This is a genomic window from Clavibacter sp. CT19 (assembly GCF_027858075.1).
Taxonomy (GTDB): Bacteria; Actinomycetota; Actinomycetes; order Actinomycetales; family Microbacteriaceae; genus Clavibacter; species Clavibacter tessellarius_A.
The window spans coordinates 133461-157142 of record NZ_JAQHYR010000003.1; the positions used below are offsets into that span (position 1 = coordinate 133461).

At 74.5% G+C, this 23682-nt stretch carries 26 protein-coding genes and 1 riboswitch; of the genes, 7 read left to right on the forward strand and 19 right to left on the reverse strand.

All coding sequences use genetic code 11. The annotated features are described in order from the left end of the window. Positions 1–7: 7 nt before the first annotated feature. A complete protein-coding gene (locus tag PED38_RS04705; protein WP_063070144.1) occupies positions 8–475 on the forward strand; it encodes a hypothetical protein in 468 nt (155 codons plus the stop codon). A 183-nt stretch (positions 476–658) separates the two neighbouring features. On the opposite strand, the gene PED38_RS04710 is transcribed toward PED38_RS04705, so the two are convergent. The 10 genes from PED38_RS04710 to PED38_RS04755 all read right to left on the reverse strand — a co-directional run bounded on the left by PED38_RS04710 (position 659) and on the right by PED38_RS04755 (position 11277). Further along, positions 659–1042, reverse strand: coding sequence for a chorismate mutase (locus PED38_RS04710; protein WP_063070143.1), 384 nt, complete (start codon positions 1040–1042; stop codon positions 659–661). A gap of 84 nt (positions 1043–1126) precedes the next feature. After that, a complete protein-coding gene (locus tag PED38_RS04715; RefSeq protein ID WP_063070142.1) occupies positions 1127–1546 on the reverse strand; it encodes an organic hydroperoxide resistance protein in 420 nt (139 codons plus the stop codon). Positions 1547–1693: 147 nt separating this feature from the next. Then, entirely contained in the window at positions 1694–2365 is a 672-nt protein-coding gene (locus tag PED38_RS04720) for a response regulator (protein WP_270980049.1), read from the reverse strand. After that, positions 2362–3753 (reverse strand): sensor histidine kinase, encoded by a 1392-nt coding sequence (locus PED38_RS04725; protein ID WP_270980051.1) that lies wholly within the window; start codon positions 3751–3753, stop codon positions 2362–2364. Before PED38_RS04725 ends, PED38_RS04720 begins: the two co-directional genes overlap by 4 nt. 41 nt (positions 3754–3794) lie before the next feature. Further along, positions 3795–5864 carry a serine hydrolase domain-containing protein gene (locus PED38_RS04730; RefSeq protein WP_270980052.1) on the reverse strand — a complete coding sequence of 690 codons (2070 nt, stop codon included), beginning with the start codon at positions 5862–5864 and terminating at the stop codon, positions 3795–3797. Positions 5865–5944: 80 nt separating this feature from the next. Further along, on the reverse strand, positions 5945–6610 hold the full coding sequence (locus PED38_RS04735) for an HAD family hydrolase (protein ID WP_063070139.1): 666 nt from the start codon (positions 6608–6610) through the stop codon (positions 5945–5947). A 40-nt stretch (positions 6611–6650) separates the two neighbouring features. After that, positions 6651–8054, reverse strand: a complete 1404-nt coding sequence (locus PED38_RS04740) for an HAD-IA family hydrolase (protein ID WP_270980054.1) — start codon at positions 8052–8054, stop codon at positions 6651–6653. Continuing rightward, on the reverse strand, positions 8051–9268 hold the full coding sequence (locus PED38_RS04745; protein WP_063070137.1) for a hypothetical protein: 1218 nt from the start codon (positions 9266–9268) through the stop codon (positions 8051–8053). The genes PED38_RS04740 and PED38_RS04745 overlap by 4 nt, the downstream gene beginning before the upstream one ends. Then, the gene (locus tag PED38_RS04750; protein WP_217491892.1) at positions 9258–10496 is read right to left on the reverse strand and encodes an aspartate aminotransferase family protein; all 1239 of its coding nucleotides are present in this window, start codon (positions 10494–10496) and stop codon (positions 9258–9260) included. The genes PED38_RS04745 and PED38_RS04750 overlap by 11 nt, the downstream gene beginning before the upstream one ends. 178 nt (positions 10497–10674) lie before the next feature. Beyond that, complete coding sequence (locus tag PED38_RS04755; protein WP_414748347.1) at positions 10675–11277, reverse strand: VOC family protein; 603 nt, start codon at positions 11275–11277, stop codon at positions 10675–10677. Between the two features lie 436 nt (positions 11278–11713). Here PED38_RS04755 and PED38_RS04760 point away from each other — a divergent pair, with 436 nt between their 5' ends. Further along, complete coding sequence (locus PED38_RS04760; protein WP_270980057.1) at positions 11714–12106, forward strand: hypothetical protein; 393 nt, start codon at positions 11714–11716, stop codon at positions 12104–12106. A gap of 149 nt (positions 12107–12255) precedes the next feature. On the opposite strand, the gene PED38_RS04765 is transcribed toward PED38_RS04760, so the two are convergent. Together PED38_RS04765 and PED38_RS04770 are read right to left on the reverse strand one after the other, a co-directional pair. Next, the gene (locus PED38_RS04765) at positions 12256–12897 is read right to left on the reverse strand and encodes a GNAT family N-acetyltransferase (protein ID WP_270980058.1); all 642 of its coding nucleotides are present in this window, start codon (positions 12895–12897) and stop codon (positions 12256–12258) included. 69 nt (positions 12898–12966) lie between these two features. Beyond that, on the reverse strand, positions 12967–13542 hold the full coding sequence (locus PED38_RS04770; RefSeq protein ID WP_270980060.1) for a hypothetical protein: 576 nt from the start codon (positions 13540–13542) through the stop codon (positions 12967–12969). A gap of 146 nt (positions 13543–13688) precedes the next feature. Here PED38_RS04770 and PED38_RS04775 point away from each other — a divergent pair, with 146 nt between their 5' ends. The 4 genes from PED38_RS04775 (at position 13689) to PED38_RS04790 (ending at position 17812) form a co-directional block, all read left to right on the forward strand. Further along, positions 13689–14357, forward strand: coding sequence for a response regulator transcription factor (locus tag PED38_RS04775; RefSeq protein WP_063070133.1), 669 nt, complete (start codon positions 13689–13691; stop codon positions 14355–14357). Next, positions 14354–15841 carry a sensor histidine kinase gene (locus PED38_RS04780; RefSeq protein ID WP_270980063.1) on the forward strand — a complete coding sequence of 496 codons (1488 nt, stop codon included), beginning with the start codon at positions 14354–14356 and terminating at the stop codon, positions 15839–15841. Before PED38_RS04775 ends, PED38_RS04780 begins: the two co-directional genes overlap by 4 nt. Positions 15842–15880: 39 nt before the next feature. After that, positions 15881–16819 carry an alpha/beta fold hydrolase gene (locus PED38_RS04785; RefSeq protein WP_063070131.1) on the forward strand — a complete coding sequence of 313 codons (939 nt, stop codon included), beginning with the start codon at positions 15881–15883 and terminating at the stop codon, positions 16817–16819. A 126-nt stretch (positions 16820–16945) separates the two neighbouring features. Beyond that, positions 16946–17812: a 3-hydroxyacyl-CoA dehydrogenase gene (locus tag PED38_RS04790; protein ID WP_270980066.1), complete on the forward strand. Its 867-nt coding sequence runs from the start codon at positions 16946–16948 to the stop codon at positions 17810–17812. A gap of 22 nt (positions 17813–17834) precedes the next feature. Here the strand turns inward: PED38_RS04790 and PED38_RS04795 are convergent, their stop codons facing one another. Next, entirely contained in the window at positions 17835–18263 is a 429-nt protein-coding gene (locus tag PED38_RS04795) for a BLUF domain-containing protein (RefSeq protein ID WP_270980068.1), read from the reverse strand. A gap of 156 nt (positions 18264–18419) precedes the next feature. Here PED38_RS04795 and PED38_RS04800 point away from each other — a divergent pair, with 156 nt between their 5' ends. Continuing rightward, positions 18420–18956 carry an AAA family ATPase gene (locus PED38_RS04800; protein WP_270980070.1) on the forward strand — a complete coding sequence of 179 codons (537 nt, stop codon included), beginning with the start codon at positions 18420–18422 and terminating at the stop codon, positions 18954–18956. A gap of 20 nt (positions 18957–18976) precedes the next feature. Here PED38_RS04800 and PED38_RS04805 read toward each other — a convergent pair whose 3' ends face one another. The 6 genes from PED38_RS04805 to PED38_RS04830 form a co-directional block, all read right to left on the reverse strand. Next, positions 18977–19714 carry an energy-coupling factor transporter transmembrane component T family protein gene (locus PED38_RS04805; RefSeq protein ID WP_270980072.1) on the reverse strand — a complete coding sequence of 246 codons (738 nt, stop codon included), beginning with the start codon at positions 19712–19714 and terminating at the stop codon, positions 18977–18979. Then, entirely contained in the window at positions 19711–21198 is a 1488-nt protein-coding gene (locus PED38_RS04810; RefSeq protein ID WP_270980074.1) for an ABC transporter ATP-binding protein, read from the reverse strand. Before PED38_RS04810 ends, PED38_RS04805 begins: the two co-directional genes overlap by 4 nt. A gap of 2 nt (positions 21199–21200) precedes the next feature. Continuing rightward, complete coding sequence (locus tag PED38_RS04815; RefSeq protein ID WP_270980076.1) at positions 21201–21812, reverse strand: ECF transporter S component; 612 nt, start codon at positions 21810–21812, stop codon at positions 21201–21203. After that, positions 21809–22438 carry a YkoF family thiamine/hydroxymethylpyrimidine-binding protein gene (locus tag PED38_RS04820; protein ID WP_270980078.1) on the reverse strand — a complete coding sequence of 210 codons (630 nt, stop codon included), beginning with the start codon at positions 22436–22438 and terminating at the stop codon, positions 21809–21811. Before PED38_RS04820 ends, PED38_RS04815 begins: the two co-directional genes overlap by 4 nt. 56 nt (positions 22439–22494) lie before the next feature. After that, positions 22495–22603: riboswitch (TPP riboswitch) on the reverse strand. Positions 22604–22673: 70 nt separating this feature from the next. Continuing rightward, entirely contained in the window at positions 22674–23303 is a 630-nt protein-coding gene (locus PED38_RS04825; RefSeq protein WP_270980080.1) for a DUF2812 domain-containing protein, read from the reverse strand. Further along, positions 23300–23623: a PadR family transcriptional regulator gene (locus PED38_RS04830; RefSeq protein ID WP_270980081.1), complete on the reverse strand. Its 324-nt coding sequence runs from the start codon at positions 23621–23623 to the stop codon at positions 23300–23302. Before PED38_RS04830 ends, PED38_RS04825 begins: the two co-directional genes overlap by 4 nt. Between the last annotated feature and the right edge of the window lie 59 nt (positions 23624–23682).

A 23682-nucleotide genomic window follows, 5' to 3' on the forward strand; every position in this document is an offset into this window, starting at 1 on the left:
GACAGCCATGGCGAGGACAGAATACGAAATCCTGCAAGAACTCACATCCAAGTGGGTGCCCCTGGCCCTCGAATACAGCGGGGGCGCCCCGGGCCTGACCAGGACATACATCTACGCGGGTTCTGAGATCGGGCACGTCTACGCCAACGTTTTCTTCGAGCAAGAAGGGGCCGTCCTCTACGCAAATCAGCTGCGCGGTGTGGACGCGAGCGACGAGCGCGTAGTCGCAGTACAGCGATTCTTGCGCAACGACCTCAGAACCGCAGAGGCCCAGTTCGACGAGGCCGGCGTCCCGCGCCCGACGCAATACCGCATCACCTACGACCTCGTCTCGCGCCAACTCGACATGCAGATGTCCCACGAACTCCTCTACTCCAATCACCCAACCAAGATATTGGAAGAGGGCTCGGAGGACTGGTTGGATGGGAGGCTTGAGAAGGTCTTTGGACGGACCCCCAGGGATTCCGCGGAGTAATCCGCACGCGTCCGGGTGAGGCCTTGATTCACGCAGACGAGCGCCGATTCGAGCTCCGAGGGGCAACGCGGCGGGTTCTGATGCAACGACTGGCGGAAGAGAAGACTCGGTGATCTGCTCGCATTCGGCCATAGCCGCGCGTGAGTCCGGATTGATCGAGAACGCGGCGCCGCAGGCGCCGCCTCAGGCCGCCGGCCCGCCGTCCTCGGGCGCGACCGCGGAGGTGGCGGCGCCCTGGTCCTCGGCGATCTGCGTGTGGTGGTGGATGACCTCGGCGACGATGAAGTTCAGGAACTTCTCCGCGAAGGCCGGGTCGAGCTTCGACTCCTCGGCCAGGGCGCGGAGGCGGAGGATCTGGCGGCGCTCGCGCTCGGGATCCGCCGCGGGCAGTCCGTGCGCGGCCTTCAGCCGGCCGACCGACTGGGTGAACTTGAACCGCTCGGCGAGCAGGTGCACGAGGGCGGCGTCGATGTTGTCGATGCTCCCGCGGATCTCCCCCAGCTCCTCGAGGGCGGCACGGGCGTCGTCGTCGAGGGGAGCCCCTGCGGGGCCGGTGTTCTCAGGCATGGCACGACCCTACCCATCCGCCCCTGGACGACGGAGGCGGGCGTCCCCATCGGGACGCCCGCCTCGCGGGTCGAGCGGTGACGGTCAGTCGACGATGGTGACCTTCACGTCGATGTTGCCGCGCGTGGCGTTGGAGTACGGGCAGACCTGGTGGGCCGCGTCCGCGATCTCCTGGCGGCGCTCGGCCGGCACGTTCGGGAGGTAGACGTCGAGCTCGACGGCGAGGCCGAATCCGCCCTGGCCGTTGTCGCCGATGGACACGCTGGCGGAGACGCCCGCGTCCTTCGTGTCGACGCCGGCGTTCTTGCCGACGAGGTGGGTGGCGCCCAGGAAGCAGGCGCTGTACCCGGCGGCGAAGAGCTGCTCCGGGTTCGTGCCCTCGCCCGAGCCGCCCATCTCCTTGGGGGGACGGGTGTCGAAGTCGATCTGGTCGTCCTCGCTGCGGACGTGTCCGTCGCGTCCTCCGCCGGAGGCGTGCGCGATAGCGGTGTAGATGGGTTCCATGGATCCATCAGACCACGACCGGGCTGGGAGCGTGCGCCGCTCTCCATGCACGTTCGCGGCACGGACGGTGGATCGCGGGCGAACGCGGAGGACGATCCGCGCGACCGCCAGCGGCGTCCCGGGCGCGTCGCGCCGAGCCGGATCCGGTCAGGGCAGGAGGCCCGAGCGGTAGCCCCAGACGACGGTCTGCAGGCGGTCGCGCGTGGCGAGCTTCGTCATGATCCGGGTGAGGTGCGACTTCACGGTGCTGGTCTCGATCACGAGCCGCGCGCCGATCTCGTCGTTCGAGAGGCCGTCGCCGAGGAGCCGCACGATGTCCTGCTCCCGGGGCGTGAGCACGTCGGCGCCCGGATGCACGGCCGAGGCGGCCCGGCGGCGCGTGAACTCGGCCATGACGCGGCGCGTGGTGACGCCGTCGAGCGCGGCCTGCCCCGCGGCGAGCGCACGGACCGCCTGGATGAACTCCTCGGGCTCGGCGTCCTTGAGCACGAATCCGCGGGCGCCGGCCTCGAGCGCGCCGAAGACGTACTCGTCGAGGTCGAAGGTGGTGGCGACCAAGACGGCGGGGGCGGGGTCGTCGGCGACGTCCGCGGCGTCGACGTCCGCCCCCGTGATCGCGCGGGTGGCCTCGATGCCGTCGCCGCCGGGCATCCGCACGTCCATCACGACGACGTCCGGCGCGAGCCGGCCGACGAGTGCGACGGCCTCGCGGCCGCCGGACGCCTCGCCGACCACCTCGATCCCGCCGGCCGTCTCGAGCACGACGCGGAAGCCCGCGCGGACGATGGACTGGTCGTCGACCAGCACCACGCGGATCACGCGGCGCCCGCCCGGTCGGCGGCGACGGGCTCGACCGGCAGCTCGAGGCGCACGCGCCACGTGCCGGTCGCGGTGGGGCCGGCCTCGAGGCGTCCGCCGACGAGCGCGGCCCGCTCGCGCATCCCGACCAGGCCGTAGCCGGGCGCGGTCGCGGGGCGGGCGGCGGGCAGGACGTTCTCGACCGTGAGCGCGATGCGCGTCGGCTCGGCCTGCACGGTCAGCGTCACCGCGGACCCCGGCGCGTGCCGGCGCGCGTTGGCGAGGGACTCCTGCACCGTCCGGTACGCGGTGACGTCGGCGAGCGGCCCGAGCGGCGGGGCGTCGCCCGTCACGCGCTCCTCGACCTCCGTGCCCGCCGCACGGGCCGCCGCCACGAGCCCGGGCAGGTCGGCGAGGCCGGGCACGGGGACGGTGCCGACCCCTTCGGCGCCCTCGGCATCGGAGGTCTGGCGGAGGATCCCGACGATGGAGCGCAGCGCGTCGAGGGTCTCCCTGCCCTGCAGGCGGATGCCGCGGAGGGAGTCCTTGGCGCGCTCCGGATCGAGGTCCACGAGCCGCTCGGCAGCGCCCGCCTGCACCACGAGCGCGGTGAGGTGGTGCGCGGCCACGTCGTGCAGCTCGCGCGCCATCCGGGTGCGCTCGGCGGCGACCGCGGCCCGGCCGAGCGCCGCCTGGTGCTCGAGGGTCTCGGCGGCCCGCGCGAGCACGTCGCCGTCGTGGCGGCGGCGGAGCGCGACCCAGGATCCGACGGCGGCGCTCGCGGCGGCGATGAGCAGCCCGCTGACGAGGATCGACGCGGCCGAGACGACCGTGTCGATGCCGTACCGCGCGTCCACCGCCGTGGGCACGAGCAGCGCGCGCACCTGCCCGGTGGCGGCGAGGGACGCGCCCACCGCCTCGATGGCGATGGCCGCGACCACGATGCGGACGGCGGACGCCGGCGGCAGGAGTGCCCCGACCGTGTAGGCCGCGACGACGGGCGCGGCGGCCCAGAACCCGAACTGCGGCGGGAGCACCGCGACGAGCGCCGCCTGGAGGAGCGAGACGGCCAGGAGGGTCGACCGCGGATGCCGGCGCCGCCACGCGAGGGGCGCGCACTGCACGACGGCGAGGACCGCGATGACCGCGCCCTGCGCCGGCGACATGCTGCGGGCGGTGCCGTCCGCCCAGACGAGCGCGCCGAGCACGCCGAGCAGCGGGATGGTGAGGAGCGCCCATGCGGCCGCGGCGGCCGCGTCGCGCCGGGCCGCGGTGCGGATGCCGACGCGGGCGAGCGCCTGGCGGATGCGGTCGGCGAGCGCGCCCCGCGGCCGGACGGGGGCGGGGGCGACCGCGGGAGCCGCGTCCGCGCGGGCCGCGTCCGCGCGGTCGGGTGTCGGGTCGGTCACCTCCCGAGCATGCCAGGCGTCGCGCCCGTCCCCGCCGCGCATCAGTAGCTCACGCTCGGCGCGAGGAGCCGGAAGCCGATCGCGAAGGCCGCGATGCCGACCAGGGCGACGACCACGAGGATCCGGCCCGTCACGATCCCGACGCCGCGACGGGTGCGGATCGCCTGCCACGCGGCGAGCGCCGCGGGGATCACCGCGAGCGCCCCGACGACCTGCAGCACCTGGAGCGTGCGGAGCTGCCCGGCCGGGACGTCGACGAGGGAGAGCGCCTGCACGGCGGCCGCCGCCCAGCCGAGGAGCGCGACGAGCGTCACCGCCTGGCCGATGCGCGACAGCAGCAGCGCGCGGCTGCGGCGGGTTCGCGGCACGGCGACCGCGTCGGCACCGGAGGCGCGGGCCCGTCGGCGGCGCCCGATGCCGGCGATGGCCGCGGCCGGCCAGGCGACCACCGACACCGCGAGCACGGCGACCGCGGCGAGGAGGCCGGGGATCGCCACCGACGCGGCCTGCCACGGCTCGGCCCGGAGCATCGTGAAGGACGCGCCCCACGCGATCGCGTCGACCGGTCCGCCGTCGGCGGAAGCGCGGGTCGCGAGCAGGGCGTCGCCGCCGACCTCGCGCCACAGGTGGTCGCCGGCCTTCTCGTAGACGCCCGTGGTGATCCCGAGCGGCTTCGGCGTGACGGCGATGGTGCCGTCGGCGCGCGGCACGATCTCGGTCTGGCCGCTGAGGTTCAGCAGCGCGCCCGGGTTCGAGAACGGGGAGCGGGAGGAGAGCCACGTGCCGGCGAGCTCGGCGGCGGCCGCGGGGTCGCCCGCGGGTGCGGAGGTCGCGGCGGCGGATCCGGCGGATCCGGCGGCGTCGTCCACGCGCAGGTAGCGGTCGGCGAAGCCCTGCAGCACGGCGGTGCGGAGCTCGAGCGTGTCGACGGCGTCGCGGCCGTTGCCGTTGAACGTGATGAAGACGCCGGCGTCGCTGTCCGGGAACATGCGCATGGCGGTGTGGAAGACGTTGGTGTCGCCGTCGTGGCCGAACGCGCGGATCCCCGGCGTGCTGTCGTCGAAGAAGCCGAGGTCCATGCGTTGGCCGGCCGCGAACGTGCCGAGCTGGTCGGCGCCGAGGGCGGGGCGGTGCATCTCGTCGAGGGTCGCGGGATCCAGCAGGGCCTGATCCTCGGGCAGGTCGCCCAGGTGGGCGAGCATGAAGCGGGCCATGTCGTCGGCGGTCGCGGAGAGCGCGCCGGCGGGCGCCGCGTTGACGACCTCCGTCGGGTACGCGGGCTGGGAGTCGTCGGGGTAGCCCTTCGCGAGGCGGGCGTCGAGGTCGGCCGGCAGCGGCTGCGCGAACGACGACGAGGTCATCCCGGCGCGGTCGAGCACCTCCTGCTGCACGAGGTCGACGAACGGCTTCCCGGCCACGCGCTCGGCGACGTAGCCGGCGAGGCTCGCGCCGTGGTTCGAGTAGGCGGGGGTGGTGCCGGGGACGAAGACCTGCTCGGGCGGATCCGTCCTCATCACGTCGCCGAGGGCGCGCTCCGAGCCGGGCACGCCGATGAGGCCCGTGATGACCTCCTCGAACCCGGCCGTGTGGGTGAGCAGGTGCCGGAGGGTCACGGTGCCCTTCGGGGTGTCGAGGTCGAAGTCGAGGTACTGCTGCACGTCGGCGTCGAGTTCGAGGCGGCCCTCCTCCACGAGCTGCATCACGGCCGTGGCGGAGACCACCTTGGAGACGGAGCCGACGCGGAAGAGGGTGTCGGCGGGATCCACCGGGCGGGCGGATCCGCTCTCGGTGCCGGTGTCGGCGAGGCCGTAGCCGCGGGAGGTGAGCACCTTCCCGTCGGCGACGACCGAGACGGCCGCGCCGGGGATGCCCGTGGTCGGCAGCGCGGCGCCGACCACGCCGTCGAGCCACGCGTCGACGTCGTCCTTCTGGAGGTCGTGCCCGCCCGGCTGGTGCTGCGGCGGGGCGGGCGGCGGCGGATCCGCGGGGCCGGCGGACGTGGCGGCGCCCATCGCGAGCGGCAGCGCCAGGACGAGGGCGACGGTGCCGACGACGGGCGCGAGGCGCCGGGATCGGACCCCGGAGGTGGATGGGTGCGGTGTCGTGTGCATGCCTCCACGCTCCCGGGTGCGCGGCGCGCGCACAGGGTGCCGGAGTCGTCATCCGGGTTGCGACTCGAGTCGCAGGATGCTCACTCCGGGTCGGGCGCGTGCGCGCGGAGGAGGGCAGGGAGCTCAGCCATGTCGGTGAACACGATCGCGCCCTCCTGCTCCAGCCACGCGGCCGGCGTGAGGCCGCCCGCGTAACCGAACGCGCGCATCCCCGCGGCGCGTGCGGCGCGGACCCCGTACTTGCTGTCCTCGATGACGACCGCGCGCTCGGGCGCCGCTCCCATCCGCGCGGCCGCGTGCAGGAAGATGTCGGGTGCGGGCTTGCCGTGGGCGACCTCCGACGAGCTGTGGATGCGCCCCTCGAACCGGCCGAGCAGGCCGGTGAGCCCGAGCGTCGTCCGGATCTTCTCGTGGCTCCCGCTCGATGCGACGCAGGTGGGGACCGTGATCGCGTCGAGCGCGTCCTCGATCCCCGGCACCGCCCGCAGCTCCGCCTCGAAGGCCTCGACGAACCAAGGCCGGTACCTCTCTTCCCAGTCGGGCGCCATCGTGATGCCCAGGTGCGCCTCCACCTGGGCCTGGAAGCTGCGCGCGGACGTGCCGAGGAAGCGGTCGACGATCTCCGCCGTGCTGAGGTGCCAGCCCAGCTCCGCGAGGATCCGCTTGTCCACCTCCACGGCGAGGACCTCGCTGTCCACCAGCACCCCGTCGCAGTCGAAGATGACGAGGTCGAGGTAGTCGTTCATGGGCGTCCTTCCTGAGGTGGGGCGTGGGTGGATGGCAGGATCATGCGGCGGTGCTCGCGACGACGGCGTCCGCGAGGTCCTCCAGCGAGGCGGTGACCGTGCCGGGCCAGGTCACCCGGGAGTGGACCTCGATGCGCACCGGATGCATCCCCGCCACGAGCGCCCCGACCAGCTCCGCGTCCGACCCATCGCCCACGAAGAGCGTCGCGTCCGGCTCCGCGTGGAGGGCCGCCATCGCGGCGCGGAACGCCCGGGGGTCGGGCTTCATCACCCCCGTCTCGGCGGACAGCGCGACCGCGTCGAACGCCGAGGTGAGACCGGATGCGTCGAGCATGTCCCGCACGTCGGAGCTGCAGTTCGACACGAGGCCGAGGCCCATGCCGCTGTCCCGGATGCGCCCGAGCTGCCGGACGATCCGGGGCGCGGCGAGCTCGAATTCGCGGCCGTGGATGGCGCGCCGCGCCGCGAGCGCCTCGCGTCGGCGGCTGGACGACCAGCTGCGGTCGAGGAGGCTCGCGAGCTCGTCGAGGTAGCTGCTCACGTCTCCCGTCTCGCGCGCGAACCGGGTCGCCTGCCACGGGGTGCGGAGGAGGCGCGGATCCTCACCCAGGCTCTCGCACAGCGCGGCGAACGCGTGGTCCTTGGTGCTGCGCGGCAGGTCCACCAGCGTCTCCCACAGATCGAACACGATCCACCGGATGTCGGACCGGGCGAGCACCGCGCGTGGATGGGGGGCGTGCGGCACGAGCAGGGGCCGCTCCCACAGCGTGTTGTCCACGATGACGTCGGCGTGCTCCCGGGGCGGGTGGGCGCGCAGGTGCTCCTGCTGGCCGGGTATGTACTTCTCGTGGTACTTCCGCATCACGTCGGGCCCCTGCTCGGGGACGTCGCGCCGGAAGCCGCGGTCGAGCATCTCCTGCGGATCCACGTGGAGGTGGACGACGCGGTCGAGGTGGGCTCGGAGCTCGTCCCGCAGCAGGAAGATCCCCTCCACGATCACGATGTCGCCGGGCCGCACGCGGTACTCGCGTTCGATCGAGTAGGTGTCCGTCGCGAGATCGAGATGGCGGAGGCGCGTCTCGAGCGATCCGGCCTGCCGCAACGGGGCGAGGACCTCGGCGACGAGCCGCCGGGTGTCGATGCTGCGCGTCAGGTACGCGTCGCGCTCCGACAGGCTGCTGTCGTACCGGACGCTGCGGGGGTTGTGGAAGTCGTCGACGTGCACCACGGTGCAGCGTCGGCCCGCCCGCACGACCTCGGCGCGGACGGCCTCTGCCAGGCGGCTCTTCCCCGATGTGTCCGGACCGGTGATCCCGAGGAGGAAGGGCCTGTCGGTGGCGGCGCGCGCCACCGCATCGGCGGCGATGGCCTCGGCGGACGCGGCCTCGGCGGACGCGCCCTCGGCGGACGCGGCCTCGGCGGTGGGGCGGGGCAGCGCGCTCACGACGTGCCCGCCCTGGCCGGGTCGAGCAGCCCGCGCAGGCGATCCGACAGGTGCGCGTAGAGGTCTTGGCCGTACTGGGCGTTGTCGCGGTGCCCGGGGGGCGTCGGATCCAGGCGCAGGGCGGTCACGTCATCACGCCGCCGCCCCTCCACCAGGAGTCGACCCCGGACGTCCGCGTCCACGCGTCGCCGGGAGTCGGCGGCCCGGAGGACCCCCTGCCCGCGCATGGTCAGCACGGGCGCGCGACCCACGTATCCGAGGGCCTGGACGATGAGCGCCGCCTCGCCGAGCCGGTCGGCCTCGTGCTCCACGTCGGTGTCCCGCACGAGCTGCACGTCGGGCACGGCGCCGTCCCACAGCCTCGTGTAGAGGAGCTTCGACTCGTGTCGGAGACCGGTGTCCCGGAACACCGCGCCCGTGACGCCGCAGACCGCCTCGGGCGTCGCGAGGATCTCCCGCTCGGGCACCTGGGACCGGCGCGCCTCCTCCAGGGACCCGTAGAACAGACGCGCGGGAGAGCGCTCGAGGACCTCGATGCGGTGCCCGGCGAACGTCCTCGGGTCGGCGGCGCGCATGTCGAGGAGCACGCGGAGCGCGGACATGGCGGAGTGGGAGGATCCCGCCACCACGATCGGCGCACCGGGTCGCGCGCGCACGAGCTCCAGGATCCGGGGCCTGGTCCGCGGATCGAGCACGCGACCGGAGAGCAGCGTGGTGTCGGGCCACGGCGCGAGCGCCGGATGCGGCGGCTCCCGCCGTCCGGTCGCCAGCACGACGTGCCGGGCGCGGAGCGTCTCGCCGGAGGTCAGGCTCACCGAGGGGTGCGATCCCCCGATCTCCACCTCCGACGCGTGCCGGCCGGACAGGACGGCACCGTCGGGCAGCGCGGACGTGACCGCCTGCCCGATCCGGTCGAGCGCGGCCGCGAGCTCGCGCAGGTCCACGGGTCCCTCCGCCGTGGCGACCTCGCGCACGACCGGGGAGCGCCACAGCTCCGGCCAGTCCCCCGCCAGGTCCACGTCCTTGAGGAAGCGCGCGCCGACGGACGTGCTGAGGATCCCGTAGTCGTGGTAGTCGCCGCCGCCGAGGCTCGGGCGGCGCTCGACGATGCCGAGGCGCGTGCCGAGCAGCCACGGCGCCGACGCGAGGAACGACGTCGTCCGGAAGCCGCCGCCGACGAACAGGATGTCGAGATCCGGCTCCTCAGCCCGCATGGGTGGCCAGCAGGGCGTCGAAGCGGTCGCAGATGAGGTCGGCCTGCTCCATGGTGAGGATGAGCGGGGGCCGGATCTTGAGCACGTTGCCCCGCCCGTAGCGCGACGTGCGCAGGATCAGGCCGAAGTCCATGGCCCGACGAGCGAGCTCGTTCGTGAGCGCGACGTTGGGGCTGCCGTCCGCATCCGCGATCTCCACGCCGATCATGAGACCGAGGCCGCGCACGTCGTCCATGAACGGGTACCTCTTCTTCATCTCGTGCAGGCGCGCCAGGATGCGCGCGCCCGTCGCCCGGACGTTCGCGAGGAACGCCTCGTCGTCGATGATGTCGAGCGTCGCGTTCGCCGCGGCGGCGGCCATGATGTTCGAGCCGTACGTGAAGGAGTGCTGGTCGCTGGGCAGGTCCGCGAGCTCGTCGCTGGCGAGGATCGCCGCGACCTGCGCTCCGGAGCCGCCGAGTCCCTTGGCGACGGTGATCGCATCCGGCTCGACACCGAAGTGCTCGGCGGCGAACATCCGCCCGGTGCGCCCGATGCCCGTCTGGATCTCGTCGAGGATGAGCTTGATGCCCATGTCGTCGCAGAACTGCCGGAGCTTCTGGAAATACCCCATCGGCGGGATGATGTTCCCTCCGTTCCCCGATATCGGCTCGACCAGGAAAGCCGCGACGCTGCCGCTGCTCGCGTATTCCATGAAGTCGTAGAGGCGCTCCGTGCAGAGCGACCCGCATGATGCGGCGTCCTGCGCGTAGAAGCACCGGTGGCAGTAGGGGTCGGGCACCTGGAGGGAGTTGTGGAAGAGCGTCTGGAACGGTTCGCGTCGGAAGGCGTTGCCGGACATGCTCGTCATCATCATGGTCTGTCCGACATGCGCGCGGAAGAGCGTGATGACGTCGCGCTTGCCCGTGGCGCGCTGGGCCATCTTGATCGCGCCCTCGTTCGCCTCCGAGCCTCCGGAGACCTTCAGGTGGGCGCGGGTGATGGAGGACGGCGCCAGATCCACCAGGCGGCGGGAGAGATGGTTGATCTGATCGGTCTGGAAGCTGCTGGTCACGTGCACCAGCCGCTCCGCCTGATCCTTGATGGCGGACACCACGGCGGGGTGCGAGTACCCCAGGCTGAGGTTGAAGGTGGCGGATGCGCAGTCGAGGAAGGCGTTCCCCTCCTCGTCGAAGAGGTACACCCCCTCGCCGCGGACCATCTTCTGCTCGGAGACCGGGTAGTACACGGCGCCAGGATCCGTGCCATGCATTTCCTGAAGGGACACGTGCGCACCTGCAATCGATTCAGTGAGGACTCGGGAACCGCAGCGGAAAGGCGCCACCCGACGGCCGGCGCGACGGGGACACGACTCGTCCCGCATTCGCGTCACCGTGGAAGCGTGCTGCGACCCATCGAGTAAAACATCATCCTCGAAGGGTGCGAACCCCCCAAGGAAGGGTATTCCCGGTATTTCGAAAACGCACCGCGGGCCGGCGCTCGCGGTATCGTGCGGGCCGCCGTGGAATGGATTCCCGGCTGGCGGCGGCGGCCGCCGGTGGAGGGAGCCGGGCAGCGGGATCGTCGGCGGCGACGAGCTCCACCTTGAAGCGCTCGGCGTCCTCGAGGAACGCGGCGCGGTGGTCCGGTCCGCCGGCGAACGGGTGACGGTCGGCGTAGAGGCGCGCCCAGCCGTGGTCGGGCGCCGCGTCCCAGAGCCGGTCGACGTCGGCCGCGGATCCGGCGTGGAAGGCGAGGTGGCTGAGGCCCGCGCCGCGGCGGTCGTGCGCGGCGTCGCGGGGTGCGCGGGCGATCACGACGTACGCGTCGCCGAGGCGGAGGCTCGCGCCGTCGGACCAGCGGGCGTCCTCCCGGTAGCCGAGCTCGCCGAGGATCCAGCCCCACGCCGCCAGCGCCCGGTCGAGGTCGCGCACCTGCAGCTCCACGTGGTGGAGCGATCCGCGGGCCGGACGTCGGGCCCCGACCCCGGAGTCGTGGTCGCGCGTCGGCTGCGTGCCTCCGTCGCCCATCACTCCCCCTGCCGTCCTCCCGAGGGTACGCGGCGGGCGCGTCCGCCCGCCGACCTCGACGCGCGGGCCCGCGACGCCCGCCGACGCCGTAGGGTGAGGCCGTCGCCCTGCATCACCGGGGCCGAACGACGTGCCGACCGGACACCCGAGTCCCGTGCGCGGTCCCGCCCCGATGCCCGCGCCGTCCACCCACCGGCCGCGACGCTCCGCTGCTCCTCGCAGCATCGGGTGTCCGCATCCTCCGACCGGCGACGACGCCGGACGGATCGCGCGGACGTCCCCCCTATGCGCACCACGGAGGCATGGAATCGTCCACGTCCGCTGCTACCCCGCCGTCGACGCCGCCCGCGTCCACGCGAGCCCACCCCCGCCCGACGCCGCCGAACCCGGCAGCCGCAGCTACCTCGACTTCGCCGTCACGACCGAGGAGGCGGGGGTGCACTCCGTCACGGTGACCTACGACCACGCCGCCGAGGTCCCGCTCGCGCTCGGCTTCGCGCTGGACCGCGCGCAGACGCGCACCGTCCGCTACCCGCCGCTGGAGCCCGGGGCCGCGCGCCGCTCCACCACGCTCGACCTGCGCATGGAGCGGGGGCCCGCGGTGATCCGCGTGGCCGAGGGGACCGCGGGGACGCCGCTGCGGGTGCACTCCATCCGCATCACCGGGAGCGACGCCGGGCCCGGGCCTGCGCCCGCGGGCATGGCGCTCCTGACCGCCCACCGGGACGGCGCCGTCCGCGTCCCGAAGGCGGTGCGGCGCCCCCGGACCGGACCGCATCCGCGCCCCCGTCCGGCCCCCGGCACGCCGCGCCGGCCTCCCGCGGGATAGCTCCGCCGGAGTCCCGAGCGTGCGCGCGCATGCAGGTTTCGGGCCGGATGCCCGGCGCATCCGGATCGCCGGACGCCATGCGGATCGCCGGACGGCGCCCGCCCGCCGACGTCGTCAGGCGCCGGACATGCCCGTGACGAGGATCCGGCTCATGCGGGCGGCGTGCGGAACAGCACCGGGCGGTCCTCGTGGGCGGCGATGCGCGCGTCGAGGCCGGCGCGGACGGTCGGCCACTCGTCGACGAGGATCGAGTGGACCGCGGCGTCCCGCCAGGTGCCGTCGGCGCGGCGCTGGTCGCGGCGGCGCACGCCCTCGAGCGTGGCGCCGAGCTTCCGGATCGCGGCGCGCGAGCGGTCGTTGCGCGCGTCGGCCTGGAGCTCGACGCGGCCGAACCCGGAGTCGAACGCGAGGCCGAGGAGGAGGCGCTTGGCCTCGGCGTTGACGACGGTGCCCCAGACGCGCGGGTCGTACGCGGTCCAGCCGAGGTGGATCCGCTCGCGCCGCACATCGAGGTCGGTGAGGGTGCTGGTGCCGACGAGCGTCCCGACGTGGGGGCCGCCCACGAGGATCACGGCGTACGGCAGGTCGTCCCAGCGGAAGTAGCCGCGGGCCCACTCGGCGAAGGCGTCGGGATCCGCGCGGAGGCCCGCCGCGCCGCCGCCGAAGCCGCCCGCGAAGACCGCGGGGTGCGCGATGGCGGCATGGAGGGCGGGCACGTGCTCGGGCGTGAGCGGATCGAGGCGGACGTGGGTGCCGACGAGCGGCACGGGCGCGGGGATGCTGGCGGTCACGCGGCCAGCCTGGCAGAGGTCCGGCCGGGACCCGCGGGTGTCGCGGGCCCGGCCGGGCGGTGGATCCGGTCAGCTGCCGGTCGTGGGCGCCGGCGTCGTGGCCGAGCCGCCGCCGGACTGCTGCGGAGCGGCCGGAGCGGCCGGGGCGGTGGCGCCGCCGGTCGTCCCCGGGGCCGCGGGAGCGGCGGGCGGGGTGGGTGCCGTGCCGTCCTTGCCGACCGGCGGGGCGGGCGGCGCGCAGCCGTCGGCGGGCGGGGCCGGCACGGTGGCCGTGGATCCGTCCGCGTTGGTCGGAGGCGTGGGCGGGGTGGGCGGCGTCGCCAACGTGCCGTCCGCGTTCGTCGGCGGCGCGGGCACGGTGGCGGTGGATCCGTCGGCGTTCTTCGACGGCGTCGGGAGCGCGGGCGGCGTGGATCCGTCCGGCAGCGCGGGCGGCGCCGGGCAGGTGGCGGTCGTGCCGCTCCCGGATCCGGTGGCGCCGCTGGTGTCGCCGCCGTTCCCGTCGGCGAACGCCGCCGAGGAGAGGAGCGCGACGAGGCCGAGGGAGGCGCCGGCGATGCCGACGGCCATGCCCGCGCGGCGCTTCCGCGGCGCTGGCTTCTGCGTGCCGCGGCCCTTCTCGAAGACCGTGATGGTGTCGTCCATGGTGTTCCTTCCGTGTCCGCCGCGGCGCGGGATGCGCCGGGTCGGTACTGCCAGGCTCGGCAGCGGATCTGAAGTCCTGCTTAAGTTCCGCGCCCCGGGCGGACATGCGGCCGGGATCGCCCATCCGGGCCTCCTAGGGTCGCCTCATGCTCCCTCCCGCACGCGTCCTCGTGGTGGAGGACGACGAGGCCATCCGCGCCGCCGTCGTCTCCACCCTCACCGCCGAGCGCTTCGTCGTCCGCGGCCTCGCCTCGGGCGTCGAGCTCGAGGAGGAGGTCAAGGGCTTCCTGCCCGACCTCGTGGTGCTCGACTGGATGCTCCCCGGGCCGAGCGGCATCCAGCTGGCCGAGCGGATCCGCCGCTGGAGCGACGCGAGCGTCATCATGCTCACCGCGCGCGACGCCGTCGAGGACCGCCTGCGCGGCTTCGGCCAGGGCGTCGACGACTACATCGTGAAGCCGTTCGCGCTCGCGGAGCTCGTGGCCCGCGTCGGCGCGGTGCTGCGGCGGCGCGGCCGGCTCGCGAGCGTGGTGGAGATCGGCGACCTGCTGGTGGATCCCGACTCCGGCCTCGCGCGCCGCGGCGGCGAGGTGCTCGACCTCACCTCCATCGAGTTCCAGCTGCTCGCCTACCTCGCCGCGCACCGCGGCCGCACGCTCTCCAAGACGCAGCTGCTCACGCAGGTGTGGGGGTACGACCACGCGGATCCGAACCTCGTCGAGGTCCACATCAGCGCGCTCCGCAAGAAGATGGAGGCGCGTGGGCCGCGGCTCCTGCACACCGTCCGCGGGCTCGGCTACCGGGTGGAGGCGTGAGCGCGGTCGCCCGCGCGCGGCGCCTGGCGCACCGCCGCGCTCCCGCGCGCACGCCGGACGCTCCGCTCCGCACGGGCTCGCTCCGCACCCGCACTGTCCTCGCCGTGCTCGCGCTCCTCGCGGTGCTGCTCGTGGCGCTCTCGCTCACGGTGCAGACGATCCTCGGGGCGCAGCTGCGGCAGCAGATCCAGGACCGGCTGGCCGACCGCGCGTCCGCGGCCGCGGCGCTCGTGGGCGTGCTCGACGACGACGCGCTCGCCGAGCGGCTGAGCGCGCAGGGCGTGGCCGTGCAGATCACGACCCCCGACGGCGGGGCCGTCTCCGTGCGGCCCGGCCGGGATCCGCTCGGGGCCACGCTGCCCGGGCCGGATCCGCTGGGCGACGCGCGCGGATCCGTCACCGCCCCGGCCACGCCGCGCGCCGACGCGGTCTCCGTCTCCGCGAGCTCGGTGCGCTCCACCGCCGACGGCATCACCCTCCGCTCCGACCTCAGCGACGGGACGGTGCTCGAGCTGTCGGCGGGCACCGGATCCGTGGACGACACCCTGGCCTCCCTCCGCGGGATCCTCGCCGTCACCTCGCTCGTGTTCCTCGCGCTCGCGGCGGTGGCGCTCGTCGTCGTGGTCCGCGGCACGCTCCGCCCGCTCGAGGTCATGACGGGCGTCGCCCGCTCCATCGGCCGCGGCGACCGCGGCCGCCGCCTCCGCCCCACCCGCCCGACCACCGAGCTCGGCCGCACGGCCGTCGCCTTCGACGAGATGCTCGACGACATCGAGCACGCCGAGCGCCAGGCCCTCGCGGCCGAGGCCCGCATGCGCGCCTTCGTCGCCGACGCCGCCCACGAGCTGCGGACGCCCGTCGCCGGGATCCGTGCCTCCGCCGACGCCCTCGTGCGCACCGACCCGAGCGCCGAGGAGCGCGAGCGCCTGTCGGTGCACGTCGTGCGCGAGGCGATCCGCGCGGGCCGCCTGGTCGAGGACATGCTGATGATGGCGCGCCTCGACGAGGGCCTCTCCGTCGAGGGACGCCCGGTGCGCGTCCCGCCCGTGCTGGAGGCCGCGGTCGCGCAGCAGCGGGCGCGGACCCCGGGCATCCGGATCGACGCCGACGTGCGCGGCGCTCCCCCGGCCGTGCGGGCGGATCCCGACCGGCTCGCCCAGATCCTCGACAACCTCCTGCAGAACGCGGCCCGCTACGCCGCGGCCGAGGTGCGCGTGGCGGCGGAGGCGGCCGACGACGGATCCGTGCACGTCACGGTGTCCGACGACGGCCCCGGCGTGCCCGAGGCCGACCGCGAGCGCGTCTTCGACCGCCTCGTCCGCCTCGACGACGGCCGCGACCGCCAGCACGGCGGCGCCGGCCTCGGCCTCTCCATCGCCCGCGCGCTCGCCCGCGCCCAGGGCGGCGACCTCGTCTGCCTGCCCGCCGTCCCGGGCGCGGGCGCCCGCTTCCGGCTGACGCTGCCGGTGGTGGATGCGGGGTGACGACCGCGCCGCCGCCGCACCCCGGCCTACGCTGACCCCATGAGCACCGACGCCCACGCCCCGCGCACCCTGTCCGAGCACCGGCCGAAGGACGCGGAGGACCTCGTGATCGAGGTCCCGGCGGCGCGGCTGTCGGCCGTGCGCGTGCCCGCCCGCACCGGGGATCCGGCGACCGCGCCCGTCGCGCTGCTCGTGCCGGGCTTCACCGGGTCGAAGGAGGACTTCTTCCCGCTGCTCGGCCCGCTCGCCGACCGCGGCTTCACGGTGGTGGCGTTCTCGCAGCGCGGGCAGTGGGGATCCACCGGCCCCGGCCAGGCCGAGCCGCCCGTGGACGCGTCGGGCTACGAGCTCGAGACCCTCGGCCAGGACGTGCACCACGTGGTCGACGCGCTCGCGGGCGTCGGTGGATCCGGCGGCCGTCACGTCGCGACCGATGCCGCCCCCGCCGCGCCGCTCGGCCCCGTGCACCTCCTCGGCCACAGCTTCGGCGGCGTCGTCGGCCTCCAGGCCGTGATCCGCGATCCCGGCCGCTTCGCCAGCTACACGCACTGGAACTCGGGCCCCCGCAGCCGCGGCGAGCGGTCCGAGCAGATCGCGGCGGTCCGCGCGTCGGGCAGCGCCGGCCTCTGGCCGCTGTGGTTCCTGCCCGAGCAGCTCGACGGCGCCGACCCCGAGGTGGAGTGGTTCCGCACCCGCCTGTTCGGCACCGCGTCGGCGCAGCTGCTTGGCGCGCTGGAGATCATGCAGGCGCAGAGCGACCGTGCCGACGAGCTCCGCGCCACCGGCCTCCCCGTGCTCGTGTCGCACGGCGACGCCGACGACGCGTGGCCCCAGGACTGGCAGCGCGACATGGCCGAGCGCACGGGCGCCCGCTACGAGGTGGTCGCCGACGCGGGCCACTCCGCCCAGGTCGACCAGCCGGAGGCGAGCGCGGAGCTCCTCGCGGGATTCTGGCGGGGCGCGACGCCCGCCAGCTGAGGAGAACGAGCCCGGGCCGGTGGGCCGCTGACTACCGTGACGCGGACGCCCGGGCGTGAAGGCGGCCGGGCGTCGTCCGGCACCCGCTCCTCGTGGGTCGCGTCACCCCACCCCAGGAGGACCCGCATGTCCGAGATCCAGACCGTGGCCGTGCTGGGGATCGGCACGCTCGGCTCGCAGATCGCCTTCCACGCCGCGTTCCGCGGCCTGCGCGTCACGGCCTACGACATCAGCGAGACGGCGCTCGACGCCTCCCGACGGCGCCTGGCCGGGCTGCCCGCGGCGTACGTCGAGGATGCGGTGGTCGGCGCCACGCCGAGCAGCACGGCGGCCGCGCTCGCCTCCCTCCGCATCACGACGGACCTGGCCGAGGCCGTGCGGGACGCGGATCTCGTCATCGAGGCGGCGCCGGAAGTGCTCTCCGTGAAGAGGGAGCTCCATCACGCGGTCTCCCGTCTCGCGCGGGACGACGCGATCATCGCCACGAACTCGTCGTACATGGTGCCGAGCGATCTCGTCGACGTGGTGCACCTGCCCGGCCGGTTCCTGGCCCTGCACTTCGCGAACCGCATCTGGCGCTACGGCACCGCGGAGATCATGCCCTCCCCCTCGACCGATGCGGCCGCCGTGGAGGCCGTGCGTCGGTACGCAGCGGACACCGGGATGACGCCGGTCGTGATGACGAAGGAGAAGCCCGGGTACGTGCTCAACACCATGCTGGCGCCGTTCATGCGCGCCGCCGCCGAGCTCCTCGTGGGCGGGTACGCCGACGTCGAGACCATCGACGCGACCTGGCGCACCGCGACCGGCTCCCCGTACGGCCCGTTCCAGATCTACGACGTCATCGGCCTCCGCAACTCCTACGCCACCGCGCGCATGTCGGACGATCCGACGGTGCGGGCCTGGGCCGAGTACCTCCACGAGAACTACGTGCGGCACGGCAAGACGGGCGTCGAGACGGGCGAGGGGTTCTACCGGTACCCGGGCGGGTGAGGCCGGCGTCGGGCCCCGCCCCTCAGGACAGCCGGCCGGTGTCCTCCTGGAACCAGCGGATCAGCTCGCGGAGCGCGGGCCGGATGGCGTCGTCCGGGCGCTCGCCCTCGAGGTCGTCGAAGGTGTCGCGGTAGCCGGGGATCCGCTCGGCCACGCGGGCGTCGTACTTCGCCATGCCCATCGTCCAGTCGGGGAACTGACGCTCGGTGATCCGCTCCTCCATGAGCGTGGCGATCCGGCCGTGGCGGTCGTCGGCGAGGATCGCGGCCATGCGCTCGCGCACGTCGTCCTCCTCGCCCTCGATCAGCTGGAGGAAGCGCCCCTGCCGGTGGACGAGGAGGCCCGTGAGCCCGTGCGCCGCGTTGGTCGCGCGGCTCTGGGCCAGGAGCTGCGCGAGGTCGACGTCGTCGAAGGACCGCTCGGCGGTGCTGGAGTAGACGATCGAGAGCATGGGGTCCTTCCGCGTGCGCGGGGAAGCGCGTCGTGGGACGGGGCCGGATCCCGCCGCCCCTCCAGCCTGGTCCTCCGGCACGCCGGCGGCCAGGGCGGACCGGGATACGTCGCCGGACGGATGCCGACGGCGCCACGCCGCCGATAGCCTCCGGCCATGATCATCTGGCTGAACGGCACCCACGGCGTGGGCAAGACGACGACCTCGCGGCTCGTGCAGGAGCGGATCCCCGACGGCCGCGTGCTCGACGCCGAGAAGGTCGGCGAGGTGCTCATGGACATCCGGCCGCCCCTCCCGAAGCTGGACGACTTCCAGCACTGGACGCCGTGGCGCCCGCTCGTGGTCGAGACGGCGCGGCGCGTGCTCGACTACGCGGGCGGCACGCTCGTCATGCCCATGACAGTGCTCGTCGAGGCCTACTGGCGCGAGATCAGCGCCGGCCTCGCCGCGCACGGCATCCCCATCCGCCACTTCGTGCTGCACGCGGACACGGCGACGCTCCGCGACCGGATCCAGCACGATGCGGACCTCGGCCCGTCGGCCTTCCGCTTCTCCCGCGTGGAGCCCTACGAGGAGGCGGCCCGCACCTGGCTGCACGCGGAGGCGGAGGTCGTCGACACGTCGCGGATCACCCCGGCCGAGGCGGCCGACCGGATCGCGGGCGCGGTCCTCGTCGGGGCGTCCGGCGCCTGATCCGCCGGCGGGCCCGCGCGTCAGCCCCGCGACCTCCGTCGCCACACCGTGCGCGGCTCGAGCCCGAGGCCCCGGGCCTCCAGAGACTGCGCGACGCGGGCCGACCGGCGGATGCACGACACCAGCAGCGCGAACGCCGCCGCCGCGAAGGGTCCCCGCCGCGGACGACCGCGCCGGTCGAGGGGCGCGCGCACGGCCTGCGCCGCGCGGATCGTCGCCCACTCCGCGGGGAGCCGCTGGAGCATCCGCTGACCGGCGAGCACCGCGAAGGTCACGCGCGCGGGCAGCCGCAGGTCGAGGTGCAGGCTGATCATGAGGTCGACCGGATCCACGGCCGCCAGGAACGCGACCGACAGCGTGCCGAGCGCGAGTGTCCGCAGGGCGAGCGCGGCGCCCATGTCGAGGCCCTCCTCGGTGATCCGGAACGCCCCCGCCCGCGCGAGCACCGCGCCCGGCCGGCTCATCGCGTTCACCAGCAGGATCCCGAGGGCGAAGCCGCCGAATGCGAGCTGCGCGCGGAGGACGGCGCCGACGCCGACGCGCGCGCCGACGAGCGCCAGCGCCACGGCGAGCACGAGCACGCCGAGGGCGACGGCCGGATCCCGCACGGCGATGAGCGCGGCCGACACCGCGAACAGCCCGGCGAGCACCGCCGACGGGTTGCGCCGGGCGAGCCAGCTCGCGCGCGGCCCGCTCACGCCGAGGTCGCTGTCGTCCGGGCCGCTCACGCCGAGGCCGCTGTCGTCCGGGCCGCTCACGCGATCCCGCCCGCGACGAGGAGCGCCGGCGACGCGACGAGCGCGTCCACCCCGCCGTCGTGGATCACCGTGCCGCGCCCGAGCACCACGGCCCGCGTGGCGTGACGCCCGACGAGCGCGAGGTCGTGGCTGGAGAACACGACCGCGCGCGTGCGCGACGCATCGGCGAGCGCCCCCATGGCCGCCTCGGCGTCGCGGCGGTCGAGCCCGAAGGTGGGCTCGTCCGCGAGGAGCACCGGCCGGTCGTGCACGAGCATCGCGGCGAGGCTCAGCCGCCGCTTCTCCCCGCCCGACAGCCGGTGCGGCGACGCGTCCCGCACGTGCTCGAGGCGGTGGCAGCGGAGCGCGTCGTCGATGCGCGGGTCGTCGTCCGCGAGGCCGACGGCGATCTCGTCGCGCACGCTGGCGGCCACGAACTGGTGCGCCGGATCCTGGAACACCATGCCGGGCCGCGCCCCCGCGACACTCCCGGCGACCGGGGGAACGAGCCCGGCGAGGGTCCGCAGCAGGGTCGACTTGCCGGATCCGTTCGCCCCGATGAGCGCCACCAGCTCGCCCGGCCGGAGCGCCAGGTCGACGCCCGCGAGCACGGGCGGGAGCGGATCCGGCGCGCGGCGGAAGCGACGCGGCCGCACGGCCGCCGGGTGCACGGCGAGCCCGACGGCACGCAGCACCGGCTCCGCCGCGGGGGCCGCGGACGCGCGCGGGACCGGCGTGTGCGCGTCCGCCGCCCACCCCGGCACCCAGCAGCCGGACTCGGCGAGCGCCGCCGCGTGCTCCCGCAGCACCTCGTGGGTGGGGCCGTCGGCGAGGAGCCGGCCGGCGGGATCCAGCGCGATGGTCCGCGCCGGCAGCCCCTCCGGCCCGAGCGCGTCGAGCCGGTGCTCCACCATCAGCACGGCGACCTCCGCCGGCAGCCGCGCGATCGCGTCCCGCACGGCGCGCACGCCCGCGGCGTCGAGCATCGCGGTCGGCTCGTCGAGCACGAGGAGCGCGGGCCGGGCGGCGAGCGCGGCCGCGATGGCGACGCGCTGCGCTTCTCCCCCGCTCAGCCGGTCCGTCTCCCGGTGCCGGAGGTGGCCGGCGCCCACGGCCTCGAGCGCCTCGTCGATGCGGGCGTCGACCTCCGCCGGATCCACGCCGTGGTTCTCGAGCACGAGCGCCACGTCCTGCTCGACCGTGGGCAGCACGACGGCGGCCGACGGATCCTGCGCCACGAAGCCCACGTGCCGCACCCGGTCGAGCACGGGCGCGTCCACGAGCCCCGCGACGGTCGCGCTCCCCGTCATGGTCGCGTGCACGGAGTGCGGCACCACGCCGGTGACGACGTGCAGCAGGGTCGACTTGCCGGATCCGGACGGGCCGATCACGAGGATCCGCTCCCCCGCCCCGATCCGGCAGGTCACGTCCCGCAGCACCTCCCGCGAGCGGAACGCGACGCCCACCCCGTCGAGCGCGACGACGGGGCCTCGCGCGTCCGTCACCCCTACGTCCGGCCGACGGCGAAGTCGTCGACCGCGCCCGTGCGGACCAGCGCGTCGACGATCACCTTCGCCAGCAGGCCGCCGAGCACGACGCCGGAAGCCACCTGGATCACGAGCCGCACCCAGAACAGTTCGGTGCCGTACCAGTCGGAGCGGAACGCCGAGAAGAAGAAGACGAGCAGCGCGCCGAGACCGCCCGAGACCGCGTAGTGCAGCCAGCCGTAGCGGCGGTAGCGTCCGGCCGCGAACGGGATCTCGCTGCCCGCGCCCTGGATCGCCGCCGACACGAAGAGGATCGGCCCCACGGCCGACCCGAGGAACACGACCTCGATGACCGACGCGATCACCTCCGCCGCGACGCCCGCGAACGGCCGCCGGATGACGGCGATCGCGATGGGCGCGACGAGCAGCCAGCCGCCGAGCAGCACGTGCTGGGTCAGGTCGCCGAGCGGCCCGGCCGCGACCGACAGCGCGGTCCAGCCCTGCACGAGCACCCAGTAGAGGAAGCCGAAGACCACGCCCAGCGTGACGAGCAGCACGATGTCGCGGAGGTCCCAGCGCGCGCGGCGCGGGGCGGTGGGACGCGGATCCCGCGCCTCGACGGGCGCGCTCATGCGCCGGCCGTCCGGCTCGGGCTGTTCAACGAGACGGTGAGGTGGCTGGTGACGTGCGCCACCGAGCGGCCCACGAGCACCCAGCCGGCGGCGGCCGTGGTGATCACGTCGGCGAGGTCGCCGCGGAGCGCCGTCACGAAGTGCTGCGACCCGGCGAAGGTGCCGACCGCGCGGGCGTGGTCGATGGCCGCGTGGATGTCCTTCATGTGATCCGCCGCGGGCGCGTCGGACAGCGGGTACAGCGCCCACTGCGCGGACGCGGCGATCCCGGTGGCGTCCGCCGCCGGCACCTCGCCGACGCGCACGACGCCCGTGCCGCACGCGACCTCGCCCGGGCAGCCCCGCGAGAACGCGATGGTCGCCTGCACGTGCGCGCCGGATCCGGCGGCGTGCGCGAGCAGGGCGACGAGCCAGCGGACGATGTCCTGCTCGGACCCGCCGACGAACGTGCTCACGTCGTCGGTCTCGATGACGAGGCCGTCGGCGGGCGTCGCGGCGAGCGCGCCGAGGATCACGTCGACGAAGTCGTCGCGCATGACGGCGAGGCTGAGCCGGGCGCCGACGCCGAACTCCTCGGGGGTGGGCGCCGCCTCGAGGCGGGTGGTGGGGGATGCGGTGCTGGTCACGCGCGTGCCTTCCGTGGTCGCGGATGCACGGGTGGGACGCGCGCGGATGCGCGGTCCCTCAAGAGATGCCTCCCTGCGCTGGCATGATCCAGATCAGGTTCTTACGGTCGAAGACTGGTGGTCTTCCTCTCAGCCCGGCCTACCGGACTCCCGTGTTCGGGATGACCATACCGCCGCCGCGACGGAGTCGGCGCGACGCCGGGCCTGGCCGTGGAGGACGGTGGGACCTAGGGACCTACGCCTCCGCCGCCGCCGCGACCGCGCGCCGATAGAGGATCCCCTGCCGCACCGCGGTCACCAGCATCACGACGCACCCGACCACGAGGAGCAGCGGCAGTCCCACCCGCATCGCCACGAACACCGACTCGAAGAGGAACGCGCCGGCGAACCGCCACCCCTCCATCTCCCAGAGGCCGGGCGTCAGGTACCACTCGTCCGGGCGCAGGATCGCGCGGACGCCGGATCCCTCCGTCGCGGCGAGGACGAACACCACCACCAGCAGCGGCAGGAGCACCGCCGCGTTCACGTCGAGCGCGCGCTTGTACCGCTCGGCCCGCGACCGGGCGTCGGAGAAGATCTCGGCGTCCGCATCCGCCGTCGTGGACGCGAAGTGCTGCGTGCCGCTCCTGCGGCTGCCGCTGATGTGCCTCCAGCCCGCGTCGGCGAAGAGCTGCACGTAGTCGGCGAAGTCGGCCGCCGTCATGCTCGGCCGGTAGTCGATCCGCACGACGGCGGATCCGGGCTCGATGTCCGTCGACGTGTAGACGAACCCGCGCCTCCGCATCAGCCGCCCCTCGGCCGCCATCCGGTCGAGCCAGCGCTCCTCCTCGTCGAAGTCGACGAAGAACCTGATCACCATGGTCATCCCTCCCTGCTCCCCCGGCCGCGCTCATGCAGCCGCACGAGGTGGGCCATGCGCTCGGCGTCCTGCGCGAGCACCTCGGATCCCCGGTCGGTGATGAGGTACACCTTGCGCCGCGGATCCTCGCTCGCCACCCGGGTGATGAGCCGCTGCTTCACGAGCGTGTCGAGGGCGCCGTAGAGCGTCCCCGGCGCGAGGCGCACCGCGCCCTCGCTCATCTCCTCGACGCGCGCCATGATCGCGTACCCGTGCGCCGGCTCGCGCAGCGCGAGCAGGATGCAGGCCACCGTCTCGGTGAGCGGCAGCAGCGGGTCCCTCGTCATCGCGCCCTCCTCATATCGTCCGACTGTACAGTCAGACGATATACAGCGCAACGGAATAG